The 19,308-nt window shown below is 74.8% G+C and carries 16 protein-coding genes and 1 pseudogene; 13 read left to right on the top strand and 4 right to left on the bottom strand.

Annotation, left to right across the window (positions count from 1 at the left end; genetic code table 11):
* The first annotated feature begins 65 nt into the window (after positions 1-65).
* A complete protein-coding gene (locus LG324_RS14800) occupies positions 66-482 on the top strand; it encodes a pyridoxamine 5'-phosphate oxidase family protein (protein WP_404349099.1) in 417 nt (138 codons plus the stop codon).
* Here LG324_RS14800 and LG324_RS14795 read toward each other — a convergent pair.
* Complete coding sequence (locus LG324_RS14795; RefSeq protein WP_404349096.1) at positions 398-3,028, bottom strand: AMP-binding protein; 2,631 nt, start codon at positions 3,026-3,028, stop codon at positions 398-400. The genes LG324_RS14800 and LG324_RS14795 overlap by 85 nt on opposite strands.
* Before the next feature lie 149 nt (positions 3,029-3,177).
* Here LG324_RS14795 and LG324_RS14790 point away from each other — a divergent pair, with 149 nt between their 5' ends.
* The 6 genes from LG324_RS14790 (at position 3,178) to LG324_RS14765 (ending at position 9,822) form a co-directional block, all read left to right on the top strand.
* Positions 3,178-4,209: an extracellular solute-binding protein gene (locus LG324_RS14790; protein WP_030528030.1), complete on the top strand. Its 1,032-nt coding sequence runs from the start codon at positions 3,178-3,180 to the stop codon at positions 4,207-4,209.
* Positions 4,210-5,805 (top strand): ABC transporter permease, encoded by a 1,596-nt coding sequence (locus LG324_RS14785; RefSeq protein WP_404349093.1) that lies wholly within the window; start codon positions 4,210-4,212, stop codon positions 5,803-5,805.
* A complete protein-coding gene (locus LG324_RS14780; RefSeq protein ID WP_404349091.1) occupies positions 5,802-6,863 on the top strand; it encodes an ABC transporter ATP-binding protein in 1,062 nt (353 codons plus the stop codon). Before LG324_RS14785 ends, LG324_RS14780 begins: the two co-directional genes overlap by 4 nt.
* 127 nt (positions 6,864-6,990) lie before the next feature.
* Positions 6,991-7,323 (top strand): hypothetical protein, encoded by a 333-nt coding sequence (locus LG324_RS14775; protein WP_404349089.1) that lies wholly within the window; start codon positions 6,991-6,993, stop codon positions 7,321-7,323.
* On the top strand, positions 7,284-9,335 hold the full coding sequence (locus tag LG324_RS14770) for a molybdopterin cofactor-binding domain-containing protein (RefSeq protein WP_404349086.1): 2,052 nt from the start codon (positions 7,284-7,286) through the stop codon (positions 9,333-9,335). Before LG324_RS14775 ends, LG324_RS14770 begins: the two co-directional genes overlap by 40 nt.
* A gap of 10 nt (positions 9,336-9,345) precedes the next feature.
* Positions 9,346-9,822 carry a (2Fe-2S)-binding protein gene (locus tag LG324_RS14765; RefSeq protein ID WP_030528034.1) on the top strand — a complete coding sequence of 159 codons (477 nt, stop codon included), beginning with the start codon at positions 9,346-9,348 and terminating at the stop codon, positions 9,820-9,822.
* 48 nt (positions 9,823-9,870) lie between these two features.
* Here LG324_RS14765 and LG324_RS14760 read toward each other — a convergent pair whose 3' ends face one another.
* Both LG324_RS14760 and LG324_RS14755 read right to left on the bottom strand, forming a co-directional pair.
* Positions 9,871-10,764, bottom strand: a complete 894-nt coding sequence (locus LG324_RS14760; protein ID WP_404349083.1) for an aminoglycoside phosphotransferase family protein — start codon at positions 10,762-10,764, stop codon at positions 9,871-9,873.
* Positions 10,761-11,678 carry a DUF4439 domain-containing protein gene (locus LG324_RS14755; protein ID WP_404349081.1) on the bottom strand — a complete coding sequence of 306 codons (918 nt, stop codon included), beginning with the start codon at positions 11,676-11,678 and terminating at the stop codon, positions 10,761-10,763. Before LG324_RS14755 ends, LG324_RS14760 begins: the two co-directional genes overlap by 4 nt.
* 102 nt (positions 11,679-11,780) lie before the next feature.
* Between LG324_RS14755 and rimP the strand changes: the two genes are divergently transcribed.
* From rimP to infB, 4 genes and pseudogenes are all read left to right on the top strand, one after another.
* On the top strand, positions 11,781-12,302 hold the full coding sequence (gene rimP, locus LG324_RS14750; RefSeq protein ID WP_030528037.1) for a ribosome maturation factor RimP: 522 nt from the start codon (positions 11,781-11,783) through the stop codon (positions 12,300-12,302).
* A 3-nt stretch (positions 12,303-12,305) separates the two neighbouring features.
* Positions 12,306-13,370, top strand: a complete 1,065-nt coding sequence (nusA, locus tag LG324_RS14745) for a transcription termination factor NusA (RefSeq protein WP_030528038.1) — start codon at positions 12,306-12,308, stop codon at positions 13,368-13,370.
* Positions 13,371-13,381: 11 nt separating this feature from the next.
* A complete protein-coding gene (locus LG324_RS14740; protein WP_404349077.1) occupies positions 13,382-13,681 on the top strand; it encodes a YlxR family protein in 300 nt (99 codons plus the stop codon).
* Positions 13,682-13,811: 130 nt separating this feature from the next.
* Positions 13,812-16,648 (top strand): annotated as a pseudogene (gene infB, locus LG324_RS14735) (translation initiation factor IF-2).
* Between the two features lie 81 nt (positions 16,649-16,729).
* Here infB and LG324_RS14730 read toward each other — a convergent pair.
* Positions 16,730-17,803: a Dyp-type peroxidase gene (locus LG324_RS14730; protein ID WP_404349074.1), complete on the bottom strand. Its 1,074-nt coding sequence runs from the start codon at positions 17,801-17,803 to the stop codon at positions 16,730-16,732.
* Positions 17,804-17,904: 101 nt separating this feature from the next.
* Between LG324_RS14730 and rbfA the strand changes: the two genes are divergently transcribed.
* Positions 17,905-18,387, top strand: a complete 483-nt coding sequence (gene rbfA / locus LG324_RS14725; protein WP_404349071.1) for a 30S ribosome-binding factor RbfA — start codon at positions 17,905-17,907, stop codon at positions 18,385-18,387.
* Positions 18,371-19,300, top strand: a complete 930-nt coding sequence (gene truB, locus LG324_RS14720) for a tRNA pseudouridine(55) synthase TruB (protein WP_404349068.1) — start codon at positions 18,371-18,373, stop codon at positions 19,298-19,300. The genes rbfA and truB overlap by 17 nt, the downstream gene beginning before the upstream one ends.
* The last annotated feature ends 8 nt before the right edge of the window (positions 19,301-19,308 follow it).

The raw sequence follows: 19,308 nt of genomic DNA, 5'->3' as shown, positions 1-19,308 counted from the left end.
CTGCGGTGCGTTCGGGCAGGCATGCTGGAGGCGACCGTCCCGGCTGCCGATCGAGGAGACCCACCGTGCCCAAGGCCCCGCTGCCCCCAGACGTCGCCGAGCTCTTCCGCCGGCCCAACCCGGCGGTCGTCGCGGTCCTGCGTCCGGACGGCTCCCCGATGTCCGTCGCGACCTGGTACCTCCTCGAGGACGACGGCACGGTCCTGCTCAACATGGACGCCGAGCGAGCGCGGGTGTCGTGGATGCGCCGGCGGCCCGAGGTCGCGCTGACCGCCCTCGAGGAGGGCAGCTGGTACACGCACGTGAGCATCCGGGGGCGCATCGTGCGGTGGGAGGAGGACCCGGAGCGGGCGATGGCGGACATCGACCGCCTCTCGAACCTCTACGGCGGACAGGACTACCGGGTGCGCGAACGCCGGCGGATCAGCTGCTGGGTCGAGGTCAGCCACTGGCACGGCTGGGGCGAGGCCAAGGCCGACTGAGGTCGCCGCGCCCGGCCGAGGGCGACGAGGCGGGACCAGCCGCCCGTCACCGGGCCGGTCCACAGCCACCAGTAGGCGAGACCCGCGGCGGTGCCGAGGACGAGCCCGAGGACCGGCCCGTGCTCGGGCAGCCCCCAGGTCCACTGGAGCACCTGCCAGTGCGCGACGTAGACGAACAGCGACGCGGAGGCGAGGACCCGCGCGACGGGGACCACCGGCCCGGGCAGTCGCACCGTCGGGACCCAGAGCAGCGCGAGCACGCAGGCGAGGGTCAGCCCATCGCGGGAGGGGTTGCCCGAGAACGTCATCACCATCGCGGCGGACACGGCGGTGAGGGCCAGCCGCTGCCCGGTGGAGGTCGCCCGGGCCAGGGCCCAGCCGAGCAGGACCAGGTGGAGCACGACGAGCGCGGCGCCCTGCATCCGCGGCGTCGGCAGGTCGAGCACCGGGAGGCGGAAGGCGACGAAGGCAGCGACCGACAGGCCGACCGGGAACAGCAGCGGGTGGCGCCGGTCGAGGGCGGTCACGCGGGGGAGGCGCACGAGCAGGCCGATGCCGACGAGCGCGACGAGGAGGGCCTCGACGAACCAGAAGCGCCACGGCGGCCCGAGGTGCTCGGCACCGAGCGCCCAGTTCATGAGGACGAGGTTGCGCGGGGCATAGAGGCCGAGGAGGAAGTGCGCCGCCCAGACGACGACGAGCGTCGGGAGGGCCATCCGCAGCGCGGCGCCGAGCAGCCCCCGGCTGCGCTCGCCCGGGTCGGGGCTCGCGAGCTGGAAGCGCGCGAGCTGGAAGCCGGCGACGACGAGGAGGGCGTTGGCGCTGCCCTGCAGCGTGAACACGTGCGTGTGCGTGCCGACGACGAGGACGATGGCGAGGGCCCGCAGGGCCACGCTCGTCTCGACGGTGCGCCAGCGGGGGAGGCGTAGTCCCGATGCGCGAACCGGGCTGCGGCGCAAGGCGTCCAGCTGCGCGACGGTCATCAGGTGCCAGCCGCGGGGGAGGTGCCCGAGCAGCTCCTCCAGCCGCACCGACACCTCGACGAAGGACAGCGAGTCACCGCCGAGCGACGCGAACGTGCTGTCGGGCGCCGCGGGTCGGTGCAGCAGGGTGCAGTAGAGCGCCGCCACCCCGGCGTCGCTCGCGACGGCCTCGACCTCGGTCGGTGCCGCCTGGGCCAGGACGGCCCGGTGGTCCGGCTTGCCCGACGGCAGCAGCGGGTGCTCCGCGACCGCGACGACGCGCACCGCGTCGGCCGGGACCCCCGAGGCGCGGACCGCGGCCCGGCGGACCCGCTCCCGAGCCGGCGCGGACGACGCCCCGCGGGCGGACACCGCGAGCAGCCCGTCACGGCCGGCGACGCGCACGTCGTGGCCGTCGGCGCGCAGCGCACCCTCGACGGTGTCGAGGTCGACCCGGTGGCCGAGCACCTTGACGAAGCGCGCCCGCCGGCCGGTGACCCGCAGGAGGCCGTCGGGCGTCACCTCGCCGAGGTCGCCGGTGCGCAGCTCGTCGACGGTGCGGCCGAGCGCCAGGTCCGCGGGGTGCTCGGCGTACCCGAGCATCACGTTGGGGCCGGCGTAGACGATCTCGCCGTCGTCGATGCGCACCGCCCCACCGGGCACCGGGGTGCCGACGCAGTCGGGGTGCTCCTCGACGAGATCGGCTGCGAGACAGGCCATCCGAGCGGTCGCCTCGCACTGGCCGTACATGACGACGAGCTCGTGACCGCGCTCGCGGCCGAGCCGGGCCACGCGGCGGACGCGCTCGGGGTCCATCCGGCCGCCGGCCTGCGTCAGCTGCCGCAGCGTCGGGAGCGAGCGCTCGGCGAAGCCGCTCCGCTCGAGCAGCTCGAAGGTGTGCGGGACACCCGGGATGGTCGTGACGCCGGCCGCGCGCGCCTGGTCCCAGAAGCAGTCGTCGACGACGGAGAGGTCCGTGAGGAGGACGGACGCGCCGGCGTCGAGGTGGGACAGCAGGACCGAGAGGCCGTAGCAGTAGCTGAGCGGCAGGGTGAGCGCCGCGACGTCGTCGGACCGGACCCCCAGGGCCGCCCGGACCTGCGCCGTGTTGGCCAGCAGGTTGCGCTGCGAGAGCCGGACGAGCTTGGGCGAACCGGTGGACCCGCTCGTGCTCATGAGCAGCGCGAGCTCGGGGTGCAGGTCGTGCGCGCTCGTCGGCCGGAGCACGTCGACGCCCTCGGCGGAGAGGACGACGTCGGGGTCGTAGGCCTCGGCCAGCGACCGCGCAGCGCGCCCGGGGGCCGAGAGCAGCACGACGTGCCCGGCGGCCCGCGCCGCCACGAGCTGGGCGACCGTCGCCACCGTCGCGCTCGCCCGGACGTGGACGAGCGAGCGCCCCGAGGGCAGCAGCCCGACGACGTCGGCGGCGCGCGCCGCGAGGTCGGCGTACGACACCGGCCCGTCGACCGTGTGCAGGGCGGTCCGCCCGCCGAGGGCCGCGAGCCGCGTCAGGCTGACGCCGTCGGGCGCGAGCGTCGGCGACGTCGCGCCGGGCAGCGGGGCGGTGGCGAGCAGGGTGGGCACGGCGGACAGTCAATAAGGTTAGGCACACCTAACGCAAGACGGGCGGTGTGATCCGTCTCGCGCCCCGGGTCGGTCGTGGGCACGCTCAGCGCTCCGTTACGCTGGACCGAGTTAGGCAAGCCTTCCCTACACAGACGGAGGATGACTCGGTGAGACGCCGGACCCTGTCCGCCACGGCCGCCGCGCTCGTCGCGCTGCTCGGCCTCGCCGCCTGCGGCGAGAGCACCCTCGAGGCCGGCGACGACCTCGACTCCTCGAAGCTGACGATCTACAGCGCCCAGCACAAGAACCTCACCGAGGAGTGGGGCAAGGAGTTCCAGGAGAAGACCGGCATCGAGGTGCAGGTCCGCTACGGCAACGACTCCTCGATGGGCTCGCAGATCGTCCAGGAGGGCGCGAGCTCCCCGGCCGACGTTTTCCTCACCGAGAACTCCCCGGCGATGACGACCGTCGAGCGGGCGGGCCTGCTCGCGCCGGTCGACGCCTCGACGCTGGCGCAGGTCGGCCCGGGCTACGCGCCGTCCTCGAAGGACTGGGTCGGCATCGCGGCCCGCTCGACCGTGCTCGTCTACAACCCCTCGAAGATCTCCGAGCAGGACCTGCCGTCCTCGCTCATGGACCTCGCCGACCCGAAGTACGCCGGCCAGTGGGGCGCCGCGGCCGGGGGCGCCGACTTCCAGGCCATCGTCTCTGCGGTCCTCGCGACCGAGGGCGAGGAGAAGACCGCCGCGTGGCTCGACGCGCTCAAGAAGAACGCGAAGGTCTACCAGAACAACATCGCGACGATGAAGGCCGTCAACGCCGGCCAGTCGGCGATGGGCGTGATCTACCACTACTACTGGTACCGCGACCAGGCCCTCAACAAGTCGGGCAGCGGCAACACGAAGCTGCACTACTTCAAGAACGAGGACCCGGGCGCGTTCGTCAGCCTCTCCGGCGGCGCCGTCCTCAAGAGCAGCACGAAGCAGGCCGACGCGCAGAAGTTCCTCGCCTTCGTCACCTCCCAGCAGGGCCAGCAGGCGCTCGGCACCACGGCCTCCAAGGAGTACGCGGTCGGCCGTGACGCCGCCTCCGACCCCGCCCTGCCGCCGCTCGACACCCTCGAGGCCCCGCAGATCGACCCCTTCACCCTCAACGGCCCCGAGGTCATCTCGCTCATGACGAAGGCCGGTCTGCTCTAGGTGTCGACCACCGCGCCCGTCACGACGCCGACCCCCACGCCGAGTTCGGCGTCGGCGGCGTCCCCGCGGCGTCGTCGGCCGGGTGGCGGCAGCCCCGGTCTGCGCCTCGGGGCGGTCCTCGTCGCGCTGGTGTGCCTGCTGCCGCTGGCCGTCGTCGCGCTCAAGGCCTTCGAGGCCGGGCCGTCCGAGGTCGCCGCGCTCCTGCTCCGCCCGCGCGTCGGCGAGCTGATGCGCAACACGCTCGCGCTCGTCGCGCTGACCGGCACGCTCGCCACCGTCCTCGGCGTCGGGGCCGCCTGGCTCGTCGAGCGCACGAGCCTGCCGCTCGCCGGCCTGTGGCGCGTGCTGTTCGTCGCGCCGCTGGCCATCCCGGCCTTCGTCAACAGCTTCGCCTGGTCCACCGTGCTGCCGGGCCTCGAGGGCCTCGGGGGAGCGGTGCTGGTGACGACGCTGTCGTACTTCCCGTTCGTCTTCCTCCCGGTGGCCGCGATGCTGCGGTCGGCCGACCCCGGGCTCGAGGAGGCCGCGCGCGCCCTCGGGCTCGGCCCGTGGCGCACGGCCGCGAAGGTCGGTCTCGCGCAGGTCCGCCCGGCGCTGCTCGGTGGCGTCCTGCTCGTCGCGCTGCACCTGCTGTCGGAGTTCGGCGCGCTCGAGATGCTCCGCTTCCCGACCTTCACGACGGCGATCCTCGACCAGTTCGACGTGGCCTTCGACAGCCGCTCCGGCAGCGTCCTCGCCCTCGTGCTCGTCGGCCTCGCCGTCGCCCTGCTCACGGTCGAGCTGCTCGCCCGCGGCCGCACCCGGTACGTGCGGGTCGGCTCGGGCGCGGCCCGCCGCCCGGCCCGGGCGAGGCTCGGCCGGGCGACGCCCCTCGCGCTGCTCGCCGTCACCGCGCTCGCCGTGCTCGCCGTCGGCGTGCCCGCCTGGGTGACGGGCACGTGGCTCACCCGCCCGGAGGAGGCGCTGGAGCCGACGGTGCTCTGGCCCGCCCTGTGGTCGACGGTCCGGCTCGCGCTCGTCGCGGCCCTGGTCACCACGCTCGCCACGCTGCCCGCCGCGTGGCTGCTCGCCCGCCGGCGCACGTGGTTCGGTGTGCTCGTCGAGCGGGTCAGCTACCTCGCCTCGTCGGTGCCCGGCGTCGTCGTCGCCCTCGCGCTCATCACCCTCTCCATCACCTGGGCCCGCTCGCTCTACCAGACCTCGGCGGTGCTCGTCCTCGCCTACGTGGTGCTCTTCATCCCGCGCGCGATGGTCTCGACGCGGGCCGCCGTCGCCGCGGTGCCGCCGGAGCTCTCCGACGCCGCGCGCTCGCTCGGCGACGGACCGCTGCGGACGTTCGTGCGGGTGCAGCTGCCGCTCATGCTGCGCGGCACCCTCGCCGGCTCCGCCCTGGTCGCCATCGCCGTCTCGACCGAGCTGACCGCGACCCTCCTGCTCGCCCCGACCGGCACCCAGACGCTGTCGACGGCGTTCTGGGAGGCGAGCGCCTCCCTCGACTACGCGGCCGCCGCGCCGTACGCTGCCGCGTTGGTCCTCCTGTCCGCACCCCTGACCTGGCTGCTGCTGCGCAGCGGCCCCGAGGAGCACACCCCGTGACCGCCCTGCGCCTCACCGGCATCACCGCGTCGCACCCCCGCACGCCCGTGCTGCACGGCATCGACCTCACCGTCGCCTCGGGCACGACGACCGCGGTGCTCGGCCCGTCGGGCTGCGGCAAGACGACGCTGCTGCGGGTCGTCGCCGGCTTCATGCGCCCCGACGCGGGCGAGGTCCGCATCGGTGACGAGCTCGTGGCCGCCCCCGGCACGTGGGTGCCCCCGGAGAAGCGCGGCTTCGGGTACGTCGCCCAGGAGGGCAACCTCTTCCCGCACCTCGACGTCGCGGCCAACCTGTCCTACGGCCTCCCCCGACGGGAGCGTCGCGCTCGCGAGCGCGTCGCCGAGCTGCTCGAGCTCGTCGGGTTGCCCGCCGAGACCGCCTCCCGCCGCCCCGACCAGCTCTCGGGCGGTCAGCAGCAGCGGGTGGCGCTCGCCCGCGCCCTGGCCCGGCGTCCCCGCGTCGTCCTCCTCGACGAGCCGTTCTCCGCGCTCGACCCCGAGCTGCGCGCCACGACCCGTGAGGCCGTCGCCGACGCGCTGGCGCACGAGGGCGCGACCGTCGTGCTCGTCACGCACGACCAGGCCGAGGCCCTCTCGTTCGCCGACGAGGTCGCCGTCATGCACGAGGGCCGGCTCAGCCAGGTCGGCGCCCCCTCGCTCGTCTACTCGTCGCCGGCCGACCGCCGCTCCGCGCTCTCGCTCGGCGAGGCCTGCTTCCTCCCCGGCGTGCTCGAGGCCGGGGTCGTGCGCTGCGCGCTCGGCGACCTCCCGGCCGACCGCCGCGCCGGCGCGGGCCCGGTCGAGGTGATGATCCGCCCCGAACAGCTGCGCCTGGCCGACGCCCGGTCCGGTGCCGTGGCGCCGACGGGGGAGGTGCGCCACGTCGCCTACTTCGGTCACGACGCGCTCGTCGAGGTGCACCTCGACACCGCCGACGTCCTCGTCCGCGCGCGCACCTCGCACACCCCGCCGCCGCCGGTGGGCTCCCGGGTGGAGGTGACGGTCGACGGCCGGCCGCACCTCCTCGCGGCCGGCAGCGCGCCCGGGATCGGCTGACCGGACCTGCTCCGAACCCGGACCCATCCGGTCCGGGGGTCGGCTCCGAACGTTCGGTACCCGCGCCGCCCGATCCCCCTGCGGGCACGACGACGTGTCCGGTCGGTGGGTGCAGGAAGGACCGTCGATGACGACCGCCCCGACCTCCCGTACGCCCGAGACCCCCGCCTCGGAACCATCGGACCGCCCCGGCGTCAGCCGCCGCCGCCTCATCGGCTGGGTGCTCGCGAGCGGCACCCTGGCCGTCGCGGCCGACCTGTCGAGCGGCGCCCCGAGCGCGTCCGCCGCGGTGCCGAGCCCCCCGCAGGTGCCCGAGATCTTCGACCTCGGTGACCTGCAGACCAACTCGGCCCTGCCGACCTCGCAGCTCATCCGGATCGACCTCGACGAGGACGGCGTCGCCCACTTCGCATCCCGCGGATGGAGGTCGGCCAGGGCATCACGACGGCTGCGGCGATGATCATCGCCGAGGAGCTCGACCTGCCCGTCGACCGCGTCCGCGTCACCCTCGCGCCGGCGCGGCCCGAGCTCGTCTTCAACCAGCTGACCGGCGGCTCGAACACGATGCAGTCGATGTTCACGCCGATCCGCGTCGCGGCCGCCACCGCCCGCGGCGTGCTCCTGCGGGCCGCCGCCACCGAGCTCGGCGCGCAGCTCTCGGCCCTCACGACGAAGGCCGGCGTCGTCACCGGACCGACCGGCGCCACGCTCACGTACGGGCAGCTGTCGACGCTCGCCGCGAGCACGGAGGACGTCGCGGTCGAGGTCTCTCTGACGCCCCGCCGCGAGTTCTCGGTCATCGGCACCTCGCACGGCCGCGACGACGCCGTCGCCGCCGTGACCGGCCGCAAGCAGTTCACGATGGACCTCTTCGTGGAGGGCGCGCTGCCGACGATGGTCTGCCGCCCGCCGACGCTCAACGGCACGCCGCGCGCGGTCCGCAACCTCGCGACGGTGAAGGCGATGCCGGGTGTGACCGACGTCGTCACCGTCGACACCGGTGTCGCCGTCCGGGCCGCGACCTTCGGCCAGTGCATCGACGCCGTCCGCGCGCTCGACGTGCAGTGGAACGGCGGGCCGGTCGACGGCGAGGACGACGAGTCCATCCTCGCCGAGCTGCGCCGGGCCGAGCTGCCGATGGTCGTCCCGAAGGTGCCGGTGCTCGCGAGCACCCTGGACCTGCGGGTGGAGTTCATGTTCCGCAGCAGCGCTGCGCTGGAGCCGAACTGCGCCATCGCAGATGTCCGTCGGGACCGCGCCACCGTGTGGGCCGGCCTCAAGGCGCCGCTCGTGGCGCAGCGCAACGTGGCCCGCGCGGTCGGCCTGCCGATCTCGAAGGTCACCGTCAACGTCGTCACCGGCGGAGGGTCGTTCGGGCACAAGCTGTTCGGTGACGCCGCCATCGAGGCCGCCAAGATCTCCAAGGCGATGGGCAAGCCGGTCAAGCTCATGTGGCACCGCGCCGACGAGCCGCGCCAGGGGCGCACGCACCCGATGGCGACCTCGCGGGTGCGGGCGACGATGCTGGCCGGCCAGGTCCTCACCTTCGAGCAGCGGCACACCAGCGTGGTCACCGACTTCGGCCACGGGCTGGGGGAGCGGCTCACCGCCCTCGCGGCCGAGCTGCCGGCCAACCTCGGCGGGCTCAGCCTCTCGCAGTCGATCTTCACGCTGACCCAGGAGCTGCCCTACGACTTCGGCGTCGTCACGCAGCTGCTCAACGAGGTCGACACCCGGTTCAACACCGGCAGCATGCGCAACATCTACAGCCCGGACGTCGCGACCGCCAACGAGCTGGCCGTCGACCAGATCGCCAAGCGCTTCGGCAAGGACCCCTACTCCTTCCGGATGTCGTTCCTGCGCAACGCGAAGGCCAAGCGCTGCCTCCAGGCGGTCGCGAAGGCCGGCGGGTGGGGTCGCGCGCTGCCGAAGGGCGTGACCCAGGGCATCGCCGTCCACACCGAGTACAAGGGTGCGACGGCGGTGCTCGTCGAGCTCGACACGCGGCCCGCGACCGTCAACCGGAAGATCCGCGACGCCGTCACCGGCCCGCGCGTCACGAAGGCGGTCATCGCGGTCGACGCCGGGCTCGTCGTCAACCCGCGCGGGCTCGAGGCGCAGATGATGGGCGGCGTCGCCGACGGCATCGCCCTCGCCCTCACGAGCAGCAACCACCTGCAAGACGGCCACTTCCTCGAGGCGAGCTGGGACAACTACTTCTACACGCGGCAGTGGAACGTCCCGCCCGAGTTCCGGTGCATCGTCATGCCCTCCGACGAGGAGCTGCCCGGCGGCGCCGGTGAGGCCGGCGTCGCGGCGTCGGTGGCCGCGGTCGCGTGCGCCTACGCCCGGGCGACCGGCAAGGTCCCGACCCGCTTCCCCGTCAACCACGGGACGGTCTCCTTCACCCCGAAGAGCTTCGTCCCGTCCGTGCCCGAGTCGCCGACCGACGGCCTGTCCTACACCTCCTGAGGAGCCAGCCATGCCCCAGCACACCTTCCTCGTCAACGGCGAGCGGGTCACGGTCGACGTGGCCGACGACGTCCGCCTCCTCTGGGTCCTCCGGGACGTCCTGCGCCTCACCGGGCCCAAGTACGGGTGCGGCATCAACGTCTGCAAGGCGTGCACGTCGCACGTCAACGGCAAGGCGTTCAACCCCTGCTCGGTCCGGGTCGGCGACCTCGCGCCCGACGACGAGGTGACGACCATCGAGGGCCTCGCCGACACCGTCGACGCCGACCTGCACCCGATGCAGCAGGCGTGGGTCGACCACGACGTCGCGCAGTGCGGCTACTGCCAGCCCGGCCAGATCATGGCCGCGGTGGCGCTCGTGCGCCGCGTCCGGGCCGAGGGCCGCGCCATCACCGACGCCGACCTCGACGGCATCCGCAACATCTGCCGCTGCGGCACCTACACCCGCATCCGCGAGGCGATCCGGGACGGCGCCGAGCGGATGTGACGACCCGCCGCGGGTCGTGCCGTCACGAGGGGGCGGCGCGACCCGCGGTCACTCGTCGAGCGCCTTGTGCAGGGCGATGCACGCCGTGACGGCCTCGTCGCCCTCGAGCGCGCTCGCCCAGCTGACCTCCACCCCGGCGCGCAGCAGCGTCCAGGCGCGTGCCTCGTCCGGGTCGAGGCCCGCGGCCTCGGCCACGACCTCGAGCCGCCGGCGCACCGACCAGCGGAAGGCCGAGCCGGTGCCCATCTCCGCGAACCGGTTGCGCAGCACCGGCCAGAGGTCGAAGCCGGGGTGCCCCGCGACCGGCTTGGGGTCGATCGCCGTCCAGCCCTCCTGCGGGTGGAGCAGCACGTTCTCGTAGTGCAGGTCGGTGTGCAGGAGGAGCTCCGGCGCCCCCGACAGGAGGTCGCGCGCGAGCCCGAGCGTGCGCGTGACGAGGCGCCGCGGGACGGCGGGTCGTGAGACCATCCGCTCCAGGTGCGGCTCGAGGTAGGCGGCGATGCGCGGGACCTGCGGCGGGGCCGGCACGTGGAGGCGCCGCAGCAGCCCGCCGACGACCGCGCAGGCCTCCTCGTCCCACGCGTCCGTCAGGTCGGTGCGCTCGAGCCGGTCGAGGAGCAGCAGGCCGTCGGACGGCAGGGCCGCGACGAGGCGCACCGCGCCCTCCCCGCCCCACGTGCGCAGGGCGAGGTGTTCGTGCGTGCCCTCGGGGTGCGGCCAGCCGACCTTGAGCGCGAAGCGCTCGGTGCCGCGGCGGACGGGCAGGACGAGGGCCGTCCACCCGGTGCCCGCCGGTCCGTCGTCGAGGACGAGATCCCATCCCTCCAGCGCCTGGGCGACGAGCCGGGGGACGGTCGCCAGCCAGTCCTCCCCGGTCGGGCCGCCGTCCGCCGGGTAGGTGGCGACCCGGGCCGCCCACTCCGGCGGCAGCTCGACGGTCACGTGAGCCCCGGGAACGGCACGAGGGACCCGCCCCACCGGTGCACCTCGACCTCGACGCCACCGAGCCAGCGGGCCGCGCCCGCGAGACCGGTCGGCGCGTCGGTCGCGAGGAGCGCGGGCAGGGCCGCGCCGAGCGACGAGCGCAGGTCGGTCGTGGCCCGGGCGACGAGCCGGTCCACGTCGGCCCCGGTCCTGACGGCGAAGGGCAGCGGGTACCCGAGGGCCGGCGGGGGCTGGCCCGGGCGCGCGGCGTCGTCGCGCAGGGCGCGCAGCACGCCGAGGGTGACGACGGCCCGCTCGCGCCGGGCGCCGGCGGAGCGCGCGGCCGCGACCTCGAGCAGGTAGCAGGCCCTCCGAAGGGCGGACAGGGCGTCCGTGGGGCCGGTCCCGGCCGGCGGGTCGCCCGTCGGCCGGGCCGGCTCGCCGAGCAGGGCCGCCGCCGCGACACGCTGCGCGTGCAGCGCCGCGAGGGTCGGCAGCAGCTCGGTGGGAGCCGCCGCGAACGACGACGCCGCCGCCGCGGCCGCCGACTCCCGGGCGGCGACGTCGGACCGCAGCCCCCGCGGGTCGGCCGTCGAGGAGGGGGAGGGGGTCGGGTCGAGGGCGTCCGCGGGCACGCCGGCCCGCAGCAGCGTCGTGCGCAGCACGGTCACCTGTCGCCGGTGGGCGGTCGCGAGGTCCGTGCCGAGGTCGTCGCCGAGCGCGGACGCGTCAGCGGCGAGGACCGCGGTGTCGCGGACGAGGGCCGCCATCAGGTCCTGCGCCGGGAGGGGACGACGGGTGGGCACGAGGGGCAGGCGTGGGGCGTCGTCCTCGAGGCGGACGCCGCACCCCGTGAGCACGCCCAGGAGGACGGTCCCGGTGCCGGCGAGCAGCAGGCGCCGCCCCGGACGCCGGGGGTCGTCGGCCGGCACCGCGCCATCATGCCACGGTGCGAGCACGCGTCGCGGGGCCCTAGAGTGGTGCCCCCGGCGCGAGCCGGGACGAGAACTGCACAGGGAGAGGAGACCGGCGTCATGGCCACCGCGGACAGCGTCCGACCCGTCCTCGAGGAGGGCCTGGCCGGTGCCGGCCTCGTCCTCGAGGACGTCACCGTCACGCCGGCCGGCAAGCGCCGCGTCGTGCGCGTCCTCATCGAGCGCGACCTCGGCGACGTCGACCGCGTCACCGAGCCGACCACCCCCCTCTCCCTCGACGAGGTCGCCGACGCCACCCGCGCCGTGAGCGAGGCCCTCGACACCAGCGACGTGATGGGCGAGCAGCCCTACACCCTCGAGGTCTCCTCCGCCGGGGTCGGCCGCCCGCTCACCCTGCCGCGCCACTTCCAGCGCAACGTCGGCCGCCTCGTCACCGCCCGGACCGCCGACGGCGAGACCACCGGACGCCTCGTGGCCGCCGACCGCGCGGGCCTCGTGCTCGAGGTCCCCGCCACCGCCAAGACCCCCGCCCGCACCGTCCCGCTGGCCTACCCCGACCTCGACCACGCCGCCGTGCAGGTCGAGTTCTCGCGCCGCGACGACGACCCGAAGGAGAGCTGACCCGTGGACATCGACCTCGCCGCCCTGCGCGCCCTGGAGCGCGAGCGCGGCATCTCGCTGGACATCATCGTCCCCGCCATCGAGCAGGCCCTGCTGCTGGCCTACCAGCGCACCGACGGCCACTACCGCTCCGCGCGCGCCGAGCTGGACCGCAAGACCGGTCACGTCGTCATCTGGGCCCGCGAGGAGCACGAGGTCCCGGCGCCCGAGGGCGAGGTCGACGAGGAGGGCAACCCCGCCCGCCCGCGCCGCGAGCTCGGCCCAGAGTTCGACGACACCCCGACCGGCTTCGGTCGGGTCGCCGCGTCCACGGCCCGCCAGGTCATCGTCCAGCGGATGCGCGACATCGAGGACGACGCGATCCTCGGCGACTTCAAGGGTCGCGAGGGCGACATCGTCGCCGGCGTCGTCCAGCAGAGCCCGAACCCGCAGCACGTGCTCGTCGACTTCGGCACCATCGAGGGCATCCTCCCGCTCGCCGAGCAGGTGCCCGGCGAGACCTACCAGCACGGCCAGCGGCTGCGCACCTTCGTCGTCTCGGTCAAGCGCGGCCCCCGCGGCCCGCAGATCGGGCTCTCGCGCACCCACCCCAACCTCGTCCGCAAGCTCTTCGCGCTCGAGGTGCCCGAGATCGCCGACGGCAGCGTCGAGATCGCGGCCCTGGCCCGCGAGGCGGGGCACCGCACGAAGATCGCCGTGCACTCGACCGTCCCCGGCCTCAACGCCAAGGGCGCCTGCATCGGCCCGATGGGCGCCCGCGTGCGCGCCGTCATGGCCGAGCTCCAGGGCGAGAAGATCGACATCGTCGACTGGAGCAAGGACCCCTCGTCCTTCATCGCCTCGGCCCTGTCGCCGGCGCGCGTGCAGTCGGTCGAGGTCGTCGACCCGACGCTGCGCGCCGCGCGCGTCGTCGTCCCCGACTACCAGCTCTCGCTGGCCATCGGCCGCGAGGGGCAGAACGCGCGTCTCGCGGCCAAGCTGACCGGCTGGCGGATCGACATCCGGCCCGACACCGACGCCGGCCGCGGGGGGTCCACGGGTGCCCGCGACACGCCCGGGCCCGCATAGGCGGTAGACTGGTGCGAACCGACCGGACTGGACTCCGGACGTCGGGGCCCGTGCGCACGTGCATCGGGTGCCGGGGGACGGATAGCCGGTCGGCACTCCTGCGAGTGGTACTCGGGCAGGCGGAGCAGGGCCCCACGGTCCTCCCCGACCCCGGGCGCCGTCGCCCGGGACGCGGCGCCTGGCTGCACCCGAGCGTCTCGTGTCTCGACCTCGCCGTCCGTCGGAGGGCGTTCGGGCGCGCACTGCGAGCCGGTGCCGCCCCGGACACCACCGAGGTGCGGGCCTGGGTCGAGGGCCTCGAGCAGGAGTGACCGTCAGATGCACGACAGAACCGGAAGCGGGTTTGAACGCAATGAGCACCCGATGAGTCCTCAGCGATGAGCACCCCCCAGCTGTAACGACGGTCCGCGCCGCCCCGGCACGGACCTGGACAGGAGAGATGTGTCTAAAGTCCGTGTGAGCGCACTTGCGAAGGAGCGCGGGGAGACCAGCAAGGTCGTCCTCGAGCGCCTCAACGAGATGGGCGAGTACGTCAAGAGCGCCAGCTCGACGATCGAGGCGCCGGTGGTCCGGCGCTACAACGAGCGGTTCCCCGTCGAGGCCGCGGCCCCGAAGGCCGCCGCCAAGGCGCCCGCCCCCAAGGCGCCCGCCCCCAAGGCCCCCGCCGCCCCGGCGGCTCCGGCCGCTCCCGCCGCCCCGGCGGCCCCCCAGCAGCCTGCCGCCGCGGCCCCGTCCGCGCCGGCTCCGGCCACCCCCGGCCCGAAGCCCCCGCGGCCCCGGCCACCCCGGCTCCGGCCACCCCGGCCCCGGCGGCGCCCGCCGCCGCGGCGCCGTCCGCGCCGGCTCCGGCGACGCCCGGCCCGAAGGCCCCGGCCCCCAAGGCCCCGGCCCCGGCGGCCCCCGCCGCACCGGCGCCCGCCGCTCCCGCCGCCCCCGCGGCGCGCGAGGGTGGCTCCGCCGGCCCGCGTCCGGGCGGTCCCCGCCCGTCGGGCCCGCGCCCGGGCAACAACCCGTACGCCCCGAGCCAGGGGATGGGCCGCAGCCGCGAGTCCGCCCCGCGCCCGGGCAACAACCCCTTCGCCCCGAGCCAGGGCATGCCCCGTCCGCAGAACCGCCCCGGCGGTCCGCGTCCGGGTGCCCCGGCGGGCACCGGCGGCCCCCGTCCCGGTGGCGCGCGTCCCAGCCCCGGCATGATGCCCGACCGCAGCGCGGTCGCCCGCCCCGGCGAGCGTCCGGCCCGCGGCGGCGGTCGTCCGGGTGCCGGTGGCGCCGGCCGTCCCGGTGGTGGCGGTGGCTTCGCCGGCCGTCCGGGTGGTCCCGGTGGTCGCGGTGGCCGCGGCAGCACCCAGGGTGCGTTCGGCCGCGGTGGCGGTCGTCCGGGCCGCGCCCGCAAGTCCAAGCGCGCCAAGCGCGCCGAGTTCGAGCAGATGCAAGCGCCGTCGATCGGCGGCGTCAGCGTCCCCCGCGGCGACGGCTCGACCGTCATCCAGATCCGCCAGGGCGCGAGCATCAGCGACTTCGCGGACAAGATCAACGCCAACCCCGGTGCGCTCGTCACCGTGCTGTTCCACCTCGGTGAGATGGCCACGGCGACCCAGAGCCTCGACGAGGACACCTTCAAGGTCCTCGGCACCGAGCTCGGCTACGACATCCGGATGGTCTCGCCGGAGGAGGAGGAGCGCGAGCTCTACGACTCCTTCAGCATCGACCTGGAGTTCGGCATCGACTCGGAGGACGACGAGGACCTCGAGGCCCGTCCGCCGGTCGTCACCGTCGTCGGCCACGTCGACCACGGCAAGACGCGCCTGCTCGACGCCATCCGCAACGAGGACGTCGCGGGCGGCGAGGCCGGTGGCATCACGCAGCACATCGGTGCCTACCAGATCCACCGCGAGCACGAGGGCGTCGACCGTCCGATCACCTTCATCGACACCCCGGGTCACGAGGCGTTCACCGCCATGCGTGCCCGTGGTGCGAAGGTCACCGACATCGCGATCCTCGTGGTGGCGGCGGACGACGGCGTCATGCCGCAGACCATCGAGGCGCTCAACCACATGCAGGCGGCCGACGTGCCGATCGTCGTCGCGGTCAACAAGATCGACGTCGACGGCGCGAACCCGAGCAAGATCCGCCAGCAGCTGACCGAGTACAACCTCGTGGCCGAGGAGTACGGCGGCGAGACGATGTTCGTCGACGTCTCCGCGAAGCAGGGGCAGAACATCGACAGCCTCCTCGAGGCCGTCCTGCTCACCGCGGACGCCGCGCTCGACCTGCGGGCCAACCCCGACCGCGACGCCCGTGGTGTCGCGATCGAGGCCAACCTCGACAAGGGTCGCGGTGCGACGGCCACCGTCCTCATCCAGTCCGGCACCCTCAACGTCGGTGACGCGATCGTCGCCGGCTCGGCCCACGGCCGCGTCCGCGCCATGCTCGACGAGCACGGCCAGAACGTCTCGGAGGCGACCCCGTCGCGTCCGGTCCAGGTGCTCGGTCTCTCCTCGGTCCCGCGGGCCGGCGACACCTTCGTCGTCGCCCCCGACGACCGCACCGCGCGCCAGATCGCCGAGAAGCGCGAGGCCGCCGACCGCCAGGCCAGCCTGGCCAAGGCCCGCAAGCGCATCTCGCTCGAGGACCTCAACGAGGCCCTCGCGGCGGGCAAGGTCGACACCCTCAACCTCATCCTCAAGGGTGACGTGTCGGGTTCGGTCGAGGCGCTCGAGGACGCCCTGCTGCAGATCGACGTGGGCGACGAGGTCGACCTGCGGATCATCGACCGCGGCGTCGGCGCGATCACGCTGAACAACATCAACCTGGCGATGGCGTCCAACGCGATCATCATCGGCTTCAACGTGCGGGCCGAGGGCCAGAACGCCGAGGTCGCCGAGCGCGAGGGCGTCGAGATCCGGTACTACCCGGTCATCTACCAGGCGATCGACGAGATCGAGCAGGCCCTCAAGGGCATGCTCAAGCCGGAGTTCGAGGAGGTCGAGCTCGGTTCGGCGGAGATCCGCGAGATCTTCCGCTCGAGCAAGTTCGGCAACATCGCCGGCTCGATCGTCCGCAGCGGCGAGATCAAGCGTGGGACGAAGGCCCGCATCACCCGCAACGGTGTGGTCGTGGCCGAGAACGTCGAGGTGGCCGGTCTGCGCCGGTTCAAGGACGACGTCACCGAGGTCCGCGAGGGCTTCGAGTGCGGCATCAACCTCGGGTCCTACAACGACCTCCAGCTCGAGGACCTCATCACCACCTACGAGATGCGGGAGAAGCCGCGCGCCTGACGCATCGAGTGAACAGAACACGCCGTGTGCCCTCCGGGGCGCACGGCGTGTCCTGTTCACTCGACGGGTGGGGGGACGGGGTCAGGTGAGCATCGCCTCGCCGAGCAGCTCGCCCGGTCGCGCCCCCGGCAGGACGGCGAAGACGGCCGAGCCGACCGGCGTCGTCCAGAGGTTGAGCAGGTCCATCTCGGCGAGCCGACGCTGGACCGGCACGAGCTGGCGCACGGGGTCGGCCTGGTACGCGACGAAGATCAGCCCGGTGCTGCTCGCGGCGCCGGTGCCGTCGTCGTAGGAGTAGGGCCGGCGCAGGAACCGCTCGTGCGGGGCGCTCGCGTGCGCCCGGCGCAGATGGGCCGCGTCGTCGATGCGGTGGAAGCCGAGCTCGTCGACGGCCGCGAGGTCGGCCGGGGCGTCGACGCCCCCTCCGGTCACCGGCCCGCCGGTGTCGAGCCGGCGGCCGACCGCGTTCTCGCGCGAGAGGCGGTCGGCGCGGTCCCAGGCGTCGAGGTCCATCGCGATGCGGCCCACGACGACCGACGAGCCCCCGCGCAGCCACGCCGGTCCGTCGTACCCGACCCACAGCAGGTCGGCGTCGAGAGGTGGCGCCCGGCCCCCCACCGGACGCGGCGTGCGCCCGAGGGGCCGGACGGCCACGAGGGGCACGGCGAGCCGCGGGACGAGGGGAGAGCGCAGCGGCGCCGCGGCCGGGGGCAGCAGCGCGGAGACCACGTGCCAGAGGGCGTCCTCGGCACGGGCGAGCAGGAGGGTGAGCGCAAGGGTCGCCACGACGTGGGCGAGGAGCATCCGCGGCTCGAGGTGGGTCATCGGCGGCATGGCGGCGCCGGTGCCCAGCAGCGCCGCGCCGTGGTGGTGCGCAGCGGTGCCGGTGCCGTGGCCGGGGGCCATCGAGAGCAGCCCGAGGTGGACGACGACCTGGGCGGAGGCCAGCACGCCGAGCACCCCGGCGGTACGCAGGCGGCGCCCCGCCACGAGCCACAGGGCCGGGCCGAGGACGAGCGCGAGGACGACGAAGGCGGCCGCCCCCGGGGCCTGCCCGCCACCGAGCTGGTGGGCGCCGGCCGAGACCCCGAGGACCGCGAGCGTGGCCGTGGCCGCACGCGCGGCACGCACCACAGGGGCCCCTGCGGTCGCCATGGCGACGATGGTAGCCCCGGGGCGGTCGGGGGCGCTGCGGGTCACTAGGGTTGGGGACGCCCCGCGAGAGGCCGAGACCCCACCCAGCCCGAGGAGGACCCGTGGCCGACGAAGCACGCGCCCGCAAGGTCGCCGACCGCATCAAGACGCTGACCGCCGCGAACCTCGAGTCCATCGTCAAGGACCCCGACCTCGGGTTCGTCACCGTCACCGACGTCCGCGTGACCGGCGACCTCCAGCACGCCTCGCTCTTCTACACCGTCTTCGGTGACGAGGCCCAGCGCGAGACGACCGCCCGGCTGCTCGAGGAGAGCAAGGGCCGGCTGCGCTCCTTCGTCGGCAAGCAGCTCGGCATCCGCCTCACCCCGAGCCTCGAGTGGATCGCCGACGCGATCCCCGAGACCGCGGCGCACCTCGAGGACCTGCTCAAGGAGGCCCGCGAGCGCGACGCGCAGGTCGCGGCCGCGGCCGCCGCCGCGACCTACGCCGGCGAGGCCGACCCCTACCGCAAGCCCGAGGCGGACGAGGACGACGGCACCGACGAGGGGCCCCGGGACGAGGCGTCGGGTGCGCTCGAGCGCTGAGCCCGCGCCCGACGGCCTCCTCGTCGTCGACAAGCCGCAGGACTGGACGAGCCACGACGTCGTCGCCCGCAGCCGGCGCCTGTGCGCCACCCGCAAGGTCGGCCACGCCGGCACCCTCGACCCGATGGCGACCGGCGTGCTCGTCCTCGGCGTCGGCCGGGCCACCCGGCTGCTCACCCACCTCGTCGGCGCCGACAAGGACTACACCGCGACCGTGCGCCTCGGCCAGAGCACGCTGACCGACGACGCCGAGGGCGAGGTGACGAGCGCCCCCGGCGCCGGGTCCCTGGACCGCGCCGCCGTGGAGGCCGCCATCGTGGGCCTGACCGGCGCCGTCGAGCAGGTCCCGAGCGCCGTCAGCGCCATCAAGGTCGACGGGAAGCGTTCCTACCACCGGGTGCGCTCGGGGGAGGACGTGCAGCTGCCGGCGCGGCCGGTCACGGTGTCGCGCTTCGTCGTCGTCGAGGCCCGGGCGGGCACGGCGCCCGACGGCACCGCCGTGCTCGACGTCGACGTCGAGGTCACGGTCTCCTCCGGCACCTACGTGCGGGCCCTCGCGCGCGACCTCGGTGCCGCGCTCGGCAGCGCCGGCCACCTCACCGCCCTGCGCCGCACCCGCGTCGGCGGACTGACCCTGGCCGACGCCCACCCGCTCGCGGACCTCGAGGCGCGCCAGGGCGAGCCGATGCCGGTCCTTCCGCTGGCCGAGGCCGCCCGGGCCACGTTTCCCTCGCGCTCCCTCGACGCCGACGAGGCCCGCGCCCTCGGCTACGGCCAGCGCATCCCGTCGCTCAGCCCGGGCCGCACGGGCCCGGTCGCGGCGTTCGCCCCGGACGGCACGCTCGTGGCCCTGCTCGACGAGGCGCGCCCCACCGCGCGGTCCCTCGTCACCTTCGCCCCGGCGAGTTCGTAGAGTGTCAC

The sequence above is a fragment of the Phycicoccus jejuensis genome, assembly GCF_044797865.1.
Taxonomy (GTDB): Bacteria; Actinomycetota; Actinomycetes; order Actinomycetales; family Dermatophilaceae; genus Phycicoccus; species Phycicoccus jejuensis.
This window is presented reverse-complemented; position numbering and strand designations above follow the sequence as displayed.